Raw genomic sequence first — 15,315 nt, forward strand, 5'->3', positions numbered from 1 at the left:
CGCGTCCCGGCCGGCCGGTCACGGCTGCCCCTGCGCCCCCTGCCGGTCGGCGACCACGGGCTGCTCGTCGAGCTGGACGACGCCGCGGCCGTCGAGGCGTTCCACGCCGAGCTGCTGCGCCGGGCCGCCGCGGGCACCCTGCCCGCGGTCCGCGAGATCGTCCCGGCCGCCCGCACGGTCCTGCTCGACGGCCTGGCCGAACCAGACCGGCTGGCTGCCGAACTGCCCGGCTGGGACGTCCCCCCGGCCACCGCCGACGACCGGCCCGCCATCGAGATCCCGGTGCGCTACGACGGCCCCGACCTCGCCGACGTGGCCGCCCTGTGGGACACCACGCCCGAGGACGTGGTCCGCATCCACTCCGGTACGGAATTCCACGTGGCCTTCTGCGGGTTCGCCCCCGGCTTCGGCTACCTGACGGGTCTGCCGGAGCGCCACCACGTGCCGCGCCGCGCCACGCCACGCACCAAGGTCCCGGTCGGCTCGGTCGCCCTGGCGGGCCCGTACACCGGTGTCTATCCTCGCTCGTCGCCCGGCGGCTGGCAGCTCATCGGCACCAGCGACGTCGAGCTGTGGGATCCCGACCGCGACCCGGCGGCCCTGTTCTCCCCCGGCACACGCGTCCGCTTCATACCGGTTTCGAATGATTTCCAGGAGGCACGATGACCGACCGCGCCTGCTGCGTCGTACGTGCCGGAGCCCTGACCACCGTCCAGGACCTCGGCCGCGCGGGCCACGCCCACCTCGGCGTACCGCGCGCCGGAGCCCTGGACGAGCCCGCCCACCGGCTCGCCAACCGCCTCGTGGGCAACCCCGAAACGTGCGCCACCCTGGAGACCACCCTCACCGGCTGTGCCGTACGGGTCCGCACGGACACCGTGGCCGCGGTGACCGGCGCGCCCTGCCCGGTCACGGTCGACGGCCGCCCCGCCCCCTGGGGCGCGCCGCTCCGCGTCGCGGCGGGCGCGGTACTGGACGCCGGCCCGGCCACCGCCGGCCTCCGCTCGTACCTCGCCTTCGCCGGCGGCGTCGACGCGGAGCCGGTGCTCGGCAGCCGCGCCGCCGACCTGCTCTCCGGCCTCGGGCCTGCGCCGCTGTCCGACGGCGGCGTGCTGCCGATCGGCACCCCGCACGGCCCGCCCGCCTCCGTGGACGCCGTCCCGCGCACGGGGCTGCCGCTCACGGAACTGGTGCTGCCGTACGTGCTCGGACCACGCGACGACTGGTTCACCGAGGCGGGCCTGCGCACCCTCGCCACCGGCCGCTTCCGCGTCTCCTCGGCGAGCAACCGCATCGGCCTGCGCACGGAGGGCCCGCCCCTGGAACGCCACCGGGACGGCGAACTCCCCAGCGAGGGCATGCCCCTGGGCGCCCTCCAGGTCCCCCCGAACGGCCTGCCCGTCCTGTTCCTCAACGACCACCCGACGACGGGCGGCTACCCGGTCGTCGGAGTGGTCCCGGAGCGCTTCCTCGTCGCGGCGGCGCAGGCGGCCCCGGGGACGCCGGTCCGGTTCGTCCCCAGGCGCTCACGCGCCGCCGGCCGAGCCGGGTGATCCGTACCCGCCACCCCCCGGCGTACGGATCACCAGCACGTCCCCCGCGCCGACCTCCGCCACGTCGCACCCCTCCAGCGCCTCTTCCCTGCCGTCCGCCCGCCGGATCAGGTTGGCGCCGGTCGCGCCCGGCTCACCGCCTGCCATGCCGTACGGCGGCACCCGGCGGTGCCCGGTGAGCAGGGCCACCGTCACCGGTTCCAGGAAGCGCAGGCGGCGTTCGGCGCCCCGGCCGCCCCGCCAGCGGCCGTCGCCGCCACTGCCCTCCCGTACGGCGAAGCTCTCCACCCGTACGGGGTAGCGCCATTCCAGCACCTCGGGGTCGGTCAGCCGGGAGTTGGTCATGTGGGTCTGCACGGCGTCCGCGCCGTCGAAGCCGTCGCCCGCGCCGGAGCCGCCGGCGACGGTCTCGTAGTACTGCACCCGGTCGTTGCCGAAGGTCAGGTTGTTCATCGTGCCGGAGCCCTCGGCCTGGACGCCGAGCGCGGCGTAGAGCGCGCCGGTGACCGCCTGCGAGGTTTCCACGTTGCCCGCGACCGTGGCCGCGGGGAACTCCGGCGCCAGCATCGAGCCGGGCGGGATGCGGACCTCGACCGGCTTCAGGCAGCCGCTGTTGAGCGGGATGTCCTCGGCGACCAGCGTGCGGAAGACGTAGAGCACCGCGGCCATCACCACCGAACTGGGGGCGTTGGCGTTGCCGGGCAGCTGCGGCGAGGTCCCGGCGAAGTCCAGCACCGCGCTGCGCGCGGCCCGGTCCACGGTCAGCGCGACCTGGATCACCGCGCCGCCGTCGGTCTCGTAGCGGTACGAACCGTCCTCCATGTGCGCGATGATCCGGCGTACCGATTCCTCGGCGTTGTCCTGGACGTGTCCCATGTAGGCGCGCACCACGTCCAGGCCGAACTGCTCGATCATCTTGCGCAGTTCGCGGATGCCCTTCTCGTTGGCGGCGATCTGCGCCCGCAGGTCCGCGATGTTGGTGTCCGGGGCCCGCGAGGGGTAGGGCCCGGCGGCAAGCAGGGCGCGTGTCTCCTCCTCGCGCAGCTTCCCGTCCCGCACCAGCAGCCAGTTGTCGAAGAGGATGCCCTCCTCCTGGATGGTGCGGCTGAAGGCGGGCATCGAGCCCGGGGTGATGCCGCCGATCTCGGCGTGGTGGCCGCGCGAGGCGACCAGGAACAGCAGCTCCTCGCCGGCGTCGTCGAAGACGGGGGTGACGACGGTGACGTCGGGCAGGTGCGTACCGCCGTGGTACGGGTCGTTGATCGCGTACACGTCGCCGGGACGCATGTCGCCCGTGCCGCGCCGCCGTTTCAGAACTTCCTTGATGGACTCCCCCATCGACCCCAGGTGCACGGGAATGTGCGGGGCGTTGGCGATGAGGTTGCCATCGTGATCGAAGAGGGCACAGGAGAAGTCCAGGCGCTCCTTGATGTTGACCGAGTGGGCGGTGTTCTCCAGGCGGACGCCCATCTGCTCGGCGATGGCCATGAAGAGGCTGTTGAACACCTCCAGCATGACCGGGTCGGCGTCCGTGCCGACCGCGGGACCGCCCGCGCGGGGCCGCGCCCGGGTCAGCAGCAGATGGCCGCGCTCCCCCGCGCGGGCCTGCCAGCCTGGGTCGAGGACCGTCGTCGCGTCGTCCTCCGCGATGATCGCGGGGCCGGTGAGGGTGTCTCCGGGGCGCAGGTCGCCGCGGGCGAACAGTTCCGTGTCCTGCCAGCGCCGCTGTGCGAACATCCGTACCGTCGCGACCGGCCGCAGCCTCCCCGCCCGCTCCCCCGTCGGCACCCGGTGCCCGGCCGTGCCGCCCGCCGCGCCGACCGCCTCGACCGAGACGGCCTCGGCGATCAGCGGTTTGTCCATCGTGAACGCGTAGCGCGCGCGATGTGCCTCGACGAATTCCGCGGCCATCGCGCGCGGCGTGTCCAGCGCCACACCGATCGCGGCGTCCGTCCCGGCGTAGCGGAGCATCACCCGCGCCCTGGTGGTCACGCTCTCCTCCGGGACACCGTCGTCGAGCAGTTCGCGGCGGGTCCGTCCGGCCAGCCGGTCACAGGCGCCGTGCACCGCGGCGACGGCGCTCTCGTCCGACTCCGGGTCGATCTCCACCTCGACGGCCTGTTCCCGCATGGCCGTCGCGTCGGCCACCCCGATGCCGTACGCGGACAGCACACCGGCCAGCGGCGGTACGACGACCGTGCCGATGCCCAGCGCGTCGGCGACCGCGCAGGCGTGCTGGCCGCCCGCGCCGCCGAAGCTGGTGAGGGCGTAGCGCGTGACGTCGTAACCGCGCTGGACGGAGATCTTCTTGACCGCGTTGGCCATGTTCAGCACGGCGATGTCCAGGAACCCGGCGGCCACCTCCTCCGGGCCCCGCCGGTCGCCGGTGGCCTCGGCCGCCTCCTCGGCCAGCCGGACGAAACGCTCCCGTACCGTCGCGGCGTCCAGCGGCTGGTCGCCGTCCGGGCCGAACATCGCAGGGAAGTGCGCCGGCTGGACGCGGCCCAGCATCACGTTGGCGTCCGTGACGGTCAGCGGGCCGCCGCGCCGGTAGCAGGCGGGTCCCGGTACGGCGCCGGCCGAGTCGGGGCCGACGCGGTAGCGCCGCCCGTCGAAGTGCAGCACCGAGCCGCCGCCCGCCGCGACGGTGTGGATGTTCATCATGGGCGCCCGCATCCGTACGCCCGCGACCTCGTTGCCGAAGATCCGCTCGAAGGAGCCCGCGTAGTGCGACACGTCGGTGGAGGTGCCGCCCATGTCGAAGCCGATCACCCGGTCGTACCCGTCTCCCGCCTCGGCCGAGGCCCGGGCCATTCCCACGACGCCGCCCGCCGGCCCGGAGAGCACCGCGTCCTTGCCGCGGAAGTGCGCGGCCTCCCGCAGCCCGCCGTTGGACTGCATGAACATCAGCCGTACGCCCGGCAGTCGGGCCGCCACCTCGTCGACGTACCGGCCGAGGACCGGCGAGAGGTAGGCGTCCACGACGGTGGTGTCGCCGCGCGGCACCAGCTTCATCAGCGGGCTGACCTCGTGCGAGCAGCTGACCTGCGCGAAGCCCGCCTCCTTCGCCAGGGCGGCCACCGCCTTCTCGTGGTCCGCGCAGCGGTAGCCGTGCAGCAGCACCACCGCCGCGCTGCGCAGCCCGTCGTCGTACGCCCGCGCCAGCCCGGCCCGTACCGCGTCCGTCTCCAGCGGCCGGACGACCGCGCCCCGCGCGTCCACCCGCTCCGGGACCTCGATCACCCGCTCGTACAGCGCCTCGGGCAGCACGATCCGCCGGTCGAAGATCCGCGGCCGGTTCTGGTAGGCGATGCGCAGCGCGTCCCGGAAGCCCTCGGTGGTCACCAGGACGGTCGGCTCGCCGGTGCGCTCCAGCAGGGCGTTGGTCGCCACGGTCGTCCCCATCTTGACGACGGCGATCCGCTCGGCGGGCACCGGTTCGCCGGGCGCCAGGCCCAGCATCGCCCGGATGCCGGCGACGGCGGCGTCCTCGGTGCTTCCGGGGCGGTGCGAGAGCAGTTTGCCGGTGACCAGCCGCCCGTCCGGCCGCCGCCCCACCACGTCCGTGAACGTGCCGCCCCGGTCGATCCAGAACTCCCAGCGTCCCGTCATACCGCCATTGTGGCAGCGGGCTTGGCGGATCCGGTGTTTTCCGCCCCGGCGTCCGTCCGGCGGTCGCGGCAGGCCCTCCGCGAGTGGCCCGGCGACCTCCGGCGCATTTCAGCTCATCGCCTTTACGCCCCCGCGGACCCCCCGCCGAAACGTCACTTCCGCGGTACGTCCATCACCTTGTCATAATTCCCGAATTACCGCCGCGACCAGCGGCGTTTCCTCAAACGGGTGTTGCTTCCCGGAATCCTTTTACTAGCTCTTTGTTTCCTGGGACCGTCGGGTCAAGAACACCCCAAGGACCCGCGACCGGCGGGTCCGGGAGGCGGGAGAAACATGCAGTACGGCAGCGCCCTGCGCGAGGCGGTCCGGTCGCCTCGCACGACACCGCTCATCGGCATCTACGACATGTATTCGGCTTCCATCGCGGCCCAGCACTACGACGGCATGTTCGTCTCCGGATTCGGATTCGCCGCATCGTATTACGGCCTGCCCGACATCGGGTTCATCGCCTGGCCGGACATGGTGCAGTTCACCGAACGGCTGCGGCTGGCCTTCCCGTCCCACCACCTGCTGGTGGACATCGACGACGGCTACGTGGACCCGGAGGTCGCCTGCCACGTCGTCCAGAGCCTGGAGCGCGCCGGGGCCTCGGGCGTGATCCTGGAGGACCAGAAGAGACCCCGCCGGTGCGGTCACGCGGACGGCAAGCTGATCCTCCCGCTGGAGGAGTACCTGGACAAGCTCAACCTGGTGCTCAGCAGCCGCAAGGACCTGGTCGTGGTGGCGCGCACGGACGCCACGGAAGAGGCGGAGATCGTCCGGCGGGCGGCGGCGCTCGCCGAGACGGACGCGGACGTCGTCCTGGTGGACGGGGTGCGCAGCGTGCAGTGGATCGAACGCATCCGGTCCGTCGTGGGCAGTAAACCGCTGCTGTTCAACCAGATCGCGGGCGGCAAGTCGCCACGCCTGTCGCTGAGCGAACTGACCGACCTCGGCGTGGACGTGGCGATCTACAGCACCCCCTGTCTGTTCGCGGCGCACGGCGCCATCGACGGGGCGCTGGCCGACCTGAAGAACGCCGACGGCCGGCTGCCCGTGACGGGCCAGACCGGCAGCGTCGAACTGCGGTGCGCCACCGAGCTGCTGGAGAAGAACATCAGCAGGCGGCATCCGCACCGCGAACCGGCCCCCGTCTGAGAGAGGTTGACTGCATGGCACCGAACCCCTTGCGGGGCGGCGCCGGGCGGCTCCGGGACCGCGGCACGCGGTCCCGGGCCGTGCGCCCGTCCGTGCTGTCCGTCGCCGTCGCGACGGTGCTGGGCGTGCTGTGGGGCGGCGGCACCGCCCAGGCCGCGACACCGTCACCCCCGGTACCGCCACCGGCCCCGCCGTGCGAGTCCCAGGACGACGAGGACGAGACGCCGCCACCACCCCGCGCGGGAACGGCCATCGGCCTGCTGGTGGTCGACAACTCCTCGGCCGACTCCTGGCTGGAGGTCGACCGGACGCTCAACACCATCCTCGCCGGCAAGGGCACGGCGGGCAGCGACCACGACGGGGGCGGCGGCGCCATCGACGTACGGACCCGGGACGCGAACGGCCCCGGCGCCGACCCGTCGCGCGTCGGGCACCCGCCCTGGCAGACCGGCGACGATGAGTGAGCCGGTACCGGCCGCCCGGGCGGCGCGCCGGCTGAAGCAGGCGGTCGACCCGTACGTGGTGGCCCTCCTCGGCACGGTCCTGTTCGCCACCCTGCTGCCCGCCACCGGGCAGGGCGCCGTGGCCGCGGACACCGCCGCCGACCTCGCCATCGGCCTGCTCTTCCTCCTCTACGGAGCGCGGCTGTCCACCCGCGAGGCGCTGCACGGACTACGGCAGTGGAAGCTCCACCTGCTGACCGGGGCGAGCACCTTCGCGCTGTTCCCGCTGCTGGGCCTGGCGGCCGGCGGCCTCGTCCCGTTCCTGCTCACCGACCGGCTGTACACGGGGCTGCTCTTCCTGTGCGTCGTCCCCTCGACCGTCCAGTCCTCGATCGCCCTGACCTCCACGGCCCGCGGCAACGTCCCGGCCGCCATCTGCGCCGGCACGTACTCCAGCCTGTTCGGCATGGCCGCCACCCCGCTGCTCGCGGCCTGGCTGATCGGCTCCGCCCTCAGCTTCTCGGTGGCGGGCCTGCTCTCGATCGCCACCCACCTGCTGCTGCCCTTCCTCGCCGGGCAGGTGCTGCGCCGCTGGGTCGGCGCCTTCCTCGCCCGCCACAAGAGACCACTCGGCCTCCTGGACCGCTGCTCGATCCTCCTCGTCGTCTACACGGCCTTCAGCAAGGGCATGGAGGAGGGGATCTGGCACCAGGTCACCCCGGCGCGGCTGCTCGCCCTGTTGCTCCTGGCCGCCGGTCTGCTGGCCACGGCCCTCCTCACGACCTCGCTGGCCGCCCGACGGCTGGGGTTCTGCCGGGAGGACCGCATCACCATCGTGTTCTGCGGGTCCAACAAGAGCCTCGCCACGGGACTGCCGATGGCGGCGGTGCTCTTCGGCGGCGCGGCCGGCCTGGTCATCCTGCCGCTGATGCTCTACCACCAGCTCCAGCTGATGGTCTGCGCGGTCCTCGCCGCCCGCTGGGCCCGTCAGCCGGAGCGCGCTCCGGCCGCACCGGAGCCGCCGCTGCGCCTGGGGCCCCGGCCGGTCGGAGGAGAACCGTCGGCCTGACCCTCGCATACGGGCGTCACGGCGGCGTCGTGGGCCGCGAGGAAGGCGTCCACCGCCGGCTGCCAGCCGTACCCTTCCGCGCGCTGCCGGGCCGCCGCACGACGGTGCGCTTCGGGGCGCCCGAGGACGCGCAGCACCGCGTCGGCGAAGGAAGCGCCGTCGTCGAGGGCGGTGTCGCCGCCGGGGCCGACCAGCCAGGCCGGCGCCGACGCGGCACTCGCCACGACCGGCGTGCCGCAGGCCAGGGCCTCCAGGGCCGCCGGCCCTAACGTCTGCGCCGGTCCGGGCGCCAGGGCCACGTCCGCGCCGGCCTGGAGGGCGGCCAGCTCGCCCGGGTCGGCGACGTGTCCCAGGAACGCCACCGGCAGCCGCTCCGCACGCGCCCGGGCCGTCAGCCGGGACCGCAGCGGCCCGTCCCCCGCGACCACCAGCGCCGCGTCGACACCGCGCCACCGCAGCTCCGCCAGCGCGTCCAGCGCGCGCCCCGGCCGCCTCTCCGGCGACAGCCGCGAGCACAGGAGCAGCAGTACTCCGGCGCCGCCCGCGCACCGCCGCCGCAGCTCCGGACTGTGCAGGGCGGGGTGCCGGACCGTCAGGTCGACGCCCAGCGGCGCGCGGACGACGTTGCGCGTGCCGATCCGGGCGAATTCGGCCGCCGCCCCTTCCGTCGTGCACACCACGCGGCTGTAGGCGTGCGCGGTCCGGGCGTTGATCCGGTCGGCGGCGGCACGTGCCGGTCCGCGCGGTACGCCCCAGGTCCGCAGCACACCGTCCACGCTCTCGTGGGACACCATCACCGCCGGGACGCGGGACCGCCGTGCCCACTCGCCGGTCCACCGCAGCGTCGTACGGTCGCAGACCTCCAAGCGGTCGGGGGCCAGCGCCTCCAGGACGTGCCGGACACGCCGCCGGTCGGCCAGGACGCGGTAGCCGCCCGTACCGGGCAGGACCGGGCCGGGCAGGGTGATCACCCGCCCCTGGCCGGTCTCCTCGTCCCGGGCGGCCGGTCCTGGCACGATCAGGACCGGGTCGTGCCCGGCGGCGCGGTACCCGGCGCCCAGGGCCCACAGGGCGGTGCGCAGCCCGCCGGACTCCGGCGTGACGAAGTTCGCGAGCCGTACGATGCGCAGCCCGGCACCGACGTACCGGGTCTCGTCGAGGACGAACCGCGCGGACGTGCCGGGCCGCGCCGTCATACGGCCACCGCCGTCCGGTCGGCGAGCACATCCTCGTAGTGGCCCAGCAGCTCGTCGCCGGCCACCTCCCAGGTGCGGTGCGCGACCGCCGTACGGCCCGCCGCGCCCAGCCGTGCCCGCGCGGCCGGGTCGTCCGCGAGCAGCCGGACCGCGTCGCGCAGCGCCGCCCCGTCCCCCGGCGGCACCAGCAGTCCCGTACGGCCGTCTCCGACAAGGTCCAGCGGGCCACCCGCGGCGGGTGCCACGACGGGGACGCCGCCCGCCATCGCCTCCTGGACGGTCTGGCAGAAGGTCTCGTAGCGGCCGGTGTGCACGAACACGTCCAGCGAGGCCATCAGGCGCGCCAGTTCATCGCCCGTGCGGCTGCCCAGGAAGCGCACACCGGGCAGGGCGGCGCGCAGGCCGGAGGCGCTCGGCCCGTCCCCGATCACCACGGTCCGTACGCCGGGCAGCCGCGAGACCGGAGCCAGCAGCCGCACCTCCTTCTCGGGCGCGAGCCGCCCGACGTAGCCCACCAGCAGCTCCCGGCCCGCGGCGAGCGAGCTGCGCAGCACCTGGTCACGGCGGGCCGGGTGGAACCGTACGGAGTCCACTCCGCGCGGCCACAGCCGCAGCCGGGGCACGCCGTGCGCGGCCAGGTCGTGCAGGGCGGAGGTGGAGGGCGCGAGCGTCCGGTCGGCCGCGGTGTGCACCGTCCGCAGGCGCCGCCAGGCCGCGGCGCCTCCGGTGCGCAGGCAGGCGCGGGCGTAGCGGCCCGGGTCGGTCTGGTAGACCGCGACGGCGGGCACGCGCCGCCGCGCGGCGGCGGCCATGGCGCGGGCCCCGAGGACGAAAGGGCCGGCCAGATGCACCACGTCCGGACGGTGCCCGTCCAGCGCGGCGGCCAGCCGGCGGCCGGGCAGGGCCACCCTGACCTGCGGACGGCCCGGCAGCGGCACCGAAGGCACACGGACGACGGGGCAGGGCCCCGCCTGCCCGCCGTCCGGTGTCCGGTCGGCGCCCGCCGGGGTGACGACGAGCACGTCGTGCCCACGCCGCACCAGGTGCCGGGCGGTTTCCAGGGCGCAGTGGGCCACGCCGTTGACGTCGGGCGGGAAGGACTCGGTGACGATGAGGACACGCATACGGCTGTTGTCGGCCCACCGGGCGTGGTTCCGGCCACGTGGATCTGTCCAGCGGGGGAACGTCCCATGAGCGTTGGCGCCCGCGCCGCGACACGGGCGCCGGCGCGCGTGACCGCCCGTGAGCCCCCCGCGCGCTCAGAGCGCCGGCGCGTCCGGCCCGAAGCGGCTGCGTACCGCCGTCTGCACCTCGGCCTCCTCGGCCGGATCGGCGGCCAGCCGGCGCAATTGCTCCACGACCCGGACGTCACCGGTCGCCGCGTGCCGGGCGGCCAGCTCGCGGGTGCTCTCCTCGCAGTCCCACAGGCACTCGACGGCGAAGCCCGCCGGGAACCCGGGGTCGGTGACGGCCAGCGCGCCCGCGGCGCGGCCTCTGAGGTGCGAGGAGGAGGTCTCGCGGTAGATGTGGCGCAGGACCGGTGCCGCGCAGGCCACGCCCAGGCGGCCCGCCCCGTCGACCAGCTCCCACAGCCCGTCCGCGTCCGGGCCCTCGGTCCGTACCGTACGGCGCAGGGCCGCCAGCACGAGCTCGGCGTCGCAGCGGCTGCCGCGGCGGGCCAGCATCGTGGCGCCCGCCGCGCCGAGCGGGTCGGGGCGCGGGGCCCACCGGCGGGCCCGCTCGATGGCGGCCGGGCCGCGCATCCGCTCGAAGGCGGCGAGCGCGGCCTCGGCGAGCGGCCGGCTGGAGAAGGGGTCGGCGGCCGCGGCCTCGATGAGGTCGAGGGCGTCCGGGTCGCCGCGCTCGGCGAGGTGGCGCAGGGCGGCGGCGCGGGCGGCGTCCGGCCCGGTGCGCGCGGCGCGCAGCAGCTCGGGGCGGTCCTCAGGACCCGCGACGGCCGCCAGGCAGCGCGCGGCCGGGACCTGGCGCCACTCCTCGGGGTGCAGTTCCAGGCCCTGCTGGGCCCAGTCGAGGACCTCGGTGACGCTCCAGCCCGGACGGGGCCCACCGGGCCTCATCTGGCGCTGCCAGCGGTCGAAGCAGCCCTGTTCCTGGGCGGCGCGGATGCGCTCGCCGTAGCGGGGGTCCTCGGCCCACAGCCGCCACGGGCGGGGTTCGAAGGCGTCCCGTACGGCGGCGGCCAGCTCGGCGTCGCCCTCGGGGGTGTGCGGGAAGCGGGCGAGGACGGCGGGGGCGAGGGTCGCCAGGCCCGCGTCGTCGTCCCGCAGCGCCAGCTCGTCCAGGGCCCAGCGCCAGTTCGTGCCGGCGGCGGCGTAGCTGCGCAGCAGCAGGAGGGCGGCGTCCCGGCCGTACGCGGCCAGGTGGCCGAGCACGGCGAGCGCGAGGCCGGTGCGCTCCTCGCCCGGGTCGGTGAGGTCGTCGGGGTGGAAAAGATGCCGTTCGATCTCTTCGAGGCCGCCGTCGAGCTGCATGTACAGGCGCGCGTAGTACAGGGAGCGGTTCTCGACCTGCCAGTCGCGGCGGGGGTCGCGCAGCACGCTGTCGTTCAGTGCCGCGAGCGCCTCGGCCCGCGGCGCCGCGAGGGCGTGCAGGGTCCCGTCGCCGCGGCCTCGCTGCAGGAGGCCGAGCAGGGTGCCACTGGGCGCTATGTCTGGATCGAACATGAGGTCAGCATCCGGTGCGGGGGACAGGCTGGCAACGGGATTTCCGCTGACCGGCATTCTTGCCGGTGACCACGGGTCGTATGCGTCGTTCCCACCATGGATCGGTGGGGACGAGCGCGCTACGGCGGCCGAAGCCTAGCCTGGAACGCTCCGTTCCGCTGATTCGGCGGAGGGTTGCCCCAGGGAGGCCGGGGGCATATGCCGAGTGCACCACCGTATCGGGTAATGCCAAATCCCTTACGGGCGGTCGCAGCCTGTGCAACAGTCGTTACCGGCCCTTCCGTCAGACCAGGCCCCGGCGCCGCCTGATATCGGAGTACGTCATGCCGTCCCCTCTCTTCGCGGACCGACCAGCCGCCCAGCCACCCGAGCGCGACGTGGTCGAGGCCCTGATCAGCCAGGCACGCCGGTTGCGGGGCGGCCTGGACGCCGTACGCCGGGAGACCTCGGTCGGCGACGAGGAGCCCGACGACCCCCAGCTGCGCTGGCAGCGGGCGCTGTGCGACCTCGCCGTCCACCACCTCGACGACCTCGGCGGGCACCTGGACCAGCTCCGGGAGGGCCTGCCCGCCGACCCCGGGGCGGCACCGGACGCGGACGAGGAGGACCGGCTGCCGGTGGCGCCGCCCGAGCCCGCGGGACATCCGCGCGGCTCACTGCTCAGCCGGGTCGGCAGCGCCGAGTGGAACCTCCTCACCGACGAGGTGAGCTGGTCGGAGGAGCTGTTCGGGATCTTCGGCCGGGACCCGGCCGAAGGCCCCCTGACGCTGGACGAGCTGCCGTCCCTGGTCTTCAGCGAGGACCAGCAGCTGCTGACCACAATGGTCACGGACTGCCTGGTGGACGGTCGGCCGATCGACGGCGAATTCCGCATCGTACGGAGCGACCAGAGCGTCCGTACGGTGCACATGGTGGGCGAGCCGGTGCTCGAAGCCGACGGCAGCACGGCGTGCATGTGGGCCGTGCTGCGCGACGTCAGCGAGCTGCGCCGCAGCCAGCGGGCGGTGCGCGAGACCCGTGACTCGCTGCAGCGCCAGCGGCACATGGCGCAGACGGAGCACCGGCTTGCGGTCGAGCTGCAGGAAGCCGTGCTGCCGCCGTGGCGCGGCTCCCTGCGGTTCCCGCAGGGCGGGCCCGTCGCACTCGACCTCGCCGCCCGATACCTCCCTTCCGGCACCAGCGCCCTGATCGGCGGCGACTGGTACGACGCCCTGCAACTCCCGGACGGCAAGACGCTGTTGAGCGTCGGCGACCTGACCGGCCACGGCGCCACCGCCACGTCCGGCATGGCCATGGTGCTCGGCGCGCTGCGCGGCATGGCGGTGTCCGGTCAGGAGCCGGGCCCGCTGATGGGCTATCTGAACCAACTGCTCGACACCTCCGCGCAGCCCGCCCTGGGCAGCGCGGTCTGCTGCCGGTTCGACCCGGCCTCCCGTCAGCTCGTCTGGGCCCAGGCCGGCCACCCCGCACCACTGCTGTTCCGCGGCGGCACGGGAAGCCCCCTGAACCCCCCGGACGGCGTCCTCCTCGGCGCCACCACCGGAGCCGCCTACACGCAGCGGTGCGAACAGCTGCAACCCGGCGACCTGCTGGTGCTGCACACGGACGGCCTGGTGCCGCGCCGGGCGTACGGCACGCTCGCACCCCACGAAGGGACCCAGCGCCTCCTGTCACTGGCACCGCGGTTCGCCACGGCGCGGAACGCGCAGGACTGCGTCCGCGTCATCGCCGAGGAGTTCGGCAGTGCCGAGCGCGAGGACGACGCGTGTGTGCTGATCGCCAGGGTGAGCGGCTGACCCGCCGGCCCGGGGTGAGCGCGTGGCGGAGAGCGGCACCGTTACGCCACGGGGACACCCCGCCACAGGTCAAGTGGGGCACGTACGTACAGGCAGCTACGTACGCGTACGCACAAGGAGGTACGCGGCGTCCCTACGGCCAGGACCGGGGTCACGGGTCTTGGCTTTTCAGTAGGACCTCTCAGTAGGACTTCACTGGGCTTCCCGCTGCCCGCGGATGCCCGCGGACGTCAGATCCGCATGCTGCTGCTCACCGGGCCGATCCCCGGCCCCAGCCCCTTGGCCTTGGCCTTCGGCATCACCCGCTGGATCTCCTCCCGCAGGTCCTGGATCTTGGCGTAGTTCGCGTACTGGCCGGTGAGCCGGTACATCTCCCGCAGCCGGTCCCAGGTGCGGTGGGAGGAATTCTCCTTGATGGAGACCAGGGCCAGCCGGGCGTAGCGGTCGGCCTGTTCGGGATCGTTGCCGATGAAGCAGGCGGAGGCGAGCGAGAGGTAGTCGAAGATCTGCGACCGCTGCCGGCCGTTGTCCCGCAGCCGCAGCGCCTGCTTGGCGTGCGCCTGGGCGACCTTCGCAGCCCGGGGGTCGTGCTCGGCCAGCGTACGGAAGGCCAGTGCCTGCATACCGTGCAGGTCCGCCTCGTCGAACATCTGCATCCAGCTCGGCGGCGGCACGTCACCCCGGTCGGAGACGAACAGCTCCTCCGCCTGGCCCAGAGTGCGCCGCATGGCCTGCCCCTGGCCCTTGCTGGCCTGGGCCCACGCCTCGATGGTGTAGAGCATCGCGCGGGTCCGCGGCAGGGTCTCCCCGCCGGAGCCCGACTTGGCCAGTTTCATCAGGTCCAGGGCGTCGTCGGGACGGCCCAGGTGCACCATCTGGCGGGCCGCCCGGGAGAGCGCCTCGCCCGCGCGCGGCCGGTCGCCGCCCTCGCGCGCCGCGTGGGCGGCGATGACGAAGTACTTCTGGGCGGTGGGCTCCAGGCCCACGTCGTGGGACATCCAGCCCGCCAGGACGGCGAGGTTGGCCGCCACCCCCCACAGCCTGCGCTGCAGGTGCTCGGGGTGGCGGTAGGCGAGCATGCCGCCCACCTCGTTGAGCTGGCCCACCACGGCCTTGCGCTGCAGTCCGCCGCCGCGGGCCGCGTCCCAGGCGCGGAAGACCTCGACCGAGCGCTCCAGGGCGTCGATCTCCTGCGACCCCACGGGGGCCGCCTCGTACCGGTCGAAACCGATCTGGTCGATGGTGTTGTCGGCGAAGGGGTCGTCGAATCGGGGGGCGTCGGCTGCCAGCGCCGGATCGGTGTGCAGCCAGTCGTGCATGGCGCTGCTGAGTGCGGAGCCCGCGGCGAGCGCCGCGCCCGCGCCCACCAAGCCGCGTCGGTTGAGCATGAGGTCCATTCCCGTGAATTCCGTGAGGACCGCCGCCGTTCGCTCGGGCGGCCACGGGAGACCGTCCGTGGCCTGTTTCCTCCCCGCGCGCCCGGAACGACCGAACCCGAGGTCCTCGATGGTTACGACACGGCCGAGACGCTCGGTGAACAGGGCCGCCAGCACCTTGGGCACCGGGTCGCGCGGGGTCTCCCCCGTGTCGATCCAGCGCCGGACCCGCGAGGTGTCGGTCGCCAGCTGCGGATGCCCCATGGCGGCCGCCTGCCGGTTGACCAGTCTCGCCAGCTCGCCCTTGGACCAGCCGGCCAGGCCGAAAAGATCCGCGAGACGGGTGTTCGGCTCCCTGTCCACGTCAAGCCCCCAGGTTCCTCGACTGA

General features: G+C 74.2%; 11 protein-coding genes. 6 read left to right on the plus strand and 5 right to left on the minus strand.

Annotation, left to right across the window (positions count from 1 at the left end; all coding sequences use genetic code 11):
* Positions 1–30 precede the first annotated feature (30 nt).
* A complete protein-coding gene (gene pxpB / locus ACZ4Z1_RS00180; protein ID WP_468484831.1) occupies positions 31–666 on the plus strand; it encodes a 5-oxoprolinase subunit PxpB in 636 nt (211 codons plus the stop codon).
* Entirely contained in the window at positions 663–1,553 is an 891-nt protein-coding gene (locus tag ACZ4Z1_RS00185) for a 5-oxoprolinase subunit C family protein (RefSeq protein ID WP_468484308.1), read from the plus strand. The genes pxpB and ACZ4Z1_RS00185 overlap by 4 nt, the downstream gene beginning before the upstream one ends.
* On the opposite strand, the gene ACZ4Z1_RS00190 is transcribed toward ACZ4Z1_RS00185, so the two are convergent.
* The gene (locus tag ACZ4Z1_RS00190) at positions 1,527–5,165 is read right to left on the minus strand and encodes a hydantoinase B/oxoprolinase family protein (protein WP_468484309.1); all 3,639 of its coding nucleotides are present in this window, start codon (positions 5,163–5,165) and stop codon (positions 1,527–1,529) included. The two genes, ACZ4Z1_RS00185 and ACZ4Z1_RS00190, sit on opposite strands and share 27 nt — an antisense overlap.
* Before the next feature lie 333 nt (positions 5,166–5,498).
* On the opposite strand from ACZ4Z1_RS00190, the gene ACZ4Z1_RS00195 reads away from it, so the two are divergent.
* The 3 genes from ACZ4Z1_RS00195 to ACZ4Z1_RS00205 are packed head-to-tail and all read left to right on the plus strand — an operon-like array spanning position 5,499 to position 7,874.
* The gene (locus tag ACZ4Z1_RS00195; protein ID WP_468484310.1) at positions 5,499–6,362 is read left to right on the plus strand and encodes an isocitrate lyase/PEP mutase family protein; all 864 of its coding nucleotides are present in this window, start codon (positions 5,499–5,501) and stop codon (positions 6,360–6,362) included.
* Positions 6,363–6,376: 14 nt separating this feature from the next.
* Entirely contained in the window at positions 6,377–6,826 is a 450-nt protein-coding gene (locus tag ACZ4Z1_RS00200) for a hypothetical protein (protein WP_468484311.1), read from the plus strand.
* On the plus strand, positions 6,819–7,874 hold the full coding sequence (locus tag ACZ4Z1_RS00205; RefSeq protein WP_468484312.1) for a bile acid:sodium symporter family protein: 1,056 nt from the start codon (positions 6,819–6,821) through the stop codon (positions 7,872–7,874). Before ACZ4Z1_RS00200 ends, ACZ4Z1_RS00205 begins: the two co-directional genes overlap by 8 nt.
* Here the strand turns inward: ACZ4Z1_RS00205 and ACZ4Z1_RS00210 are convergent.
* The 3 genes from ACZ4Z1_RS00210 to ACZ4Z1_RS00220 all read right to left on the minus strand — a co-directional run bounded on the left by ACZ4Z1_RS00210 (position 7,793) and on the right by ACZ4Z1_RS00220 (position 11,754).
* On the minus strand, positions 7,793–9,070 hold the full coding sequence (locus ACZ4Z1_RS00210; protein WP_468484313.1) for a glycosyltransferase: 1,278 nt from the start codon (positions 9,068–9,070) through the stop codon (positions 7,793–7,795). The genes ACZ4Z1_RS00205 and ACZ4Z1_RS00210 overlap by 82 nt on opposite strands.
* Positions 9,067–10,194: a glycosyltransferase family 4 protein gene (locus ACZ4Z1_RS00215; protein ID WP_468484314.1), complete on the minus strand. Its 1,128-nt coding sequence runs from the start codon at positions 10,192–10,194 to the stop codon at positions 9,067–9,069. Before ACZ4Z1_RS00215 ends, ACZ4Z1_RS00210 begins: the two co-directional genes overlap by 4 nt.
* A 135-nt stretch (positions 10,195–10,329) precedes the next feature.
* Positions 10,330–11,754, minus strand: coding sequence for a HEAT repeat domain-containing protein (locus ACZ4Z1_RS00220; RefSeq protein WP_468484315.1), 1,425 nt, complete (start codon positions 11,752–11,754; stop codon positions 10,330–10,332).
* A 323-nt stretch (positions 11,755–12,077) separates the two neighbouring features.
* On the opposite strand from ACZ4Z1_RS00220, the gene ACZ4Z1_RS00225 reads away from it, so the two are divergent.
* Positions 12,078–13,550, plus strand: a complete 1,473-nt coding sequence (locus ACZ4Z1_RS00225) for a PP2C family protein-serine/threonine phosphatase (protein WP_468484316.1) — start codon at positions 12,078–12,080, stop codon at positions 13,548–13,550.
* A 230-nt stretch (positions 13,551–13,780) separates the two neighbouring features.
* Here the strand turns inward: ACZ4Z1_RS00225 and ACZ4Z1_RS00230 are convergent, their stop codons facing one another.
* A complete protein-coding gene (locus tag ACZ4Z1_RS00230) occupies positions 13,781–15,289 on the minus strand; it encodes a DNA-binding protein NsdB (RefSeq protein ID WP_468484317.1) in 1,509 nt (502 codons plus the stop codon).
* Positions 15,290–15,315: the final 26 nt, after the last annotated feature.

The organism is Streptomyces sp. NPDC030165 (assembly GCF_055573595.1).

Excerpts from the sequence above, each read along its gene's own strand:
- ACZ4Z1_RS00185 (WP_468484308.1), top strand. The coding sequence starts at position 663 with ATGACCGACCGCGCCTGCTGCGTCGTACGTGCCGGAGCCCTGACCACC.
- ACZ4Z1_RS00190 (WP_468484309.1), bottom strand. The coding sequence starts at position 5,165 with ATGACGGGACGCTGGGAGTTCTGGATCGACCGGGGCGGCACGTTCACG.
- ACZ4Z1_RS00195 (WP_468484310.1), top strand. The coding sequence starts at position 5,499 with ATGCAGTACGGCAGCGCCCTGCGCGAGGCGGTCCGGTCGCCTCGCACG.
- ACZ4Z1_RS00200 (WP_468484311.1), top strand. The coding sequence starts at position 6,377 with ATGGCACCGAACCCCTTGCGGGGCGGCGCCGGGCGGCTCCGGGACCGC.
- ACZ4Z1_RS00205 (WP_468484312.1), top strand. The coding sequence starts at position 6,819 with ATGAGTGAGCCGGTACCGGCCGCCCGGGCGGCGCGCCGGCTGAAGCAG.
- ACZ4Z1_RS00210 (WP_468484313.1), bottom strand. The coding sequence starts at position 9,070 with ATGACGGCGCGGCCCGGCACGTCCGCGCGGTTCGTCCTCGACGAGACC.
- ACZ4Z1_RS00215 (WP_468484314.1), bottom strand. The coding sequence starts at position 10,194 with ATGCGTGTCCTCATCGTCACCGAGTCCTTCCCGCCCGACGTCAACGGC.
- ACZ4Z1_RS00220 (WP_468484315.1), bottom strand. The coding sequence starts at position 11,754 with ATGTTCGATCCAGACATAGCGCCCAGTGGCACCCTGCTCGGCCTCCTG.
- ACZ4Z1_RS00225 (WP_468484316.1), top strand. The coding sequence starts at position 12,078 with ATGCCGTCCCCTCTCTTCGCGGACCGACCAGCCGCCCAGCCACCCGAG.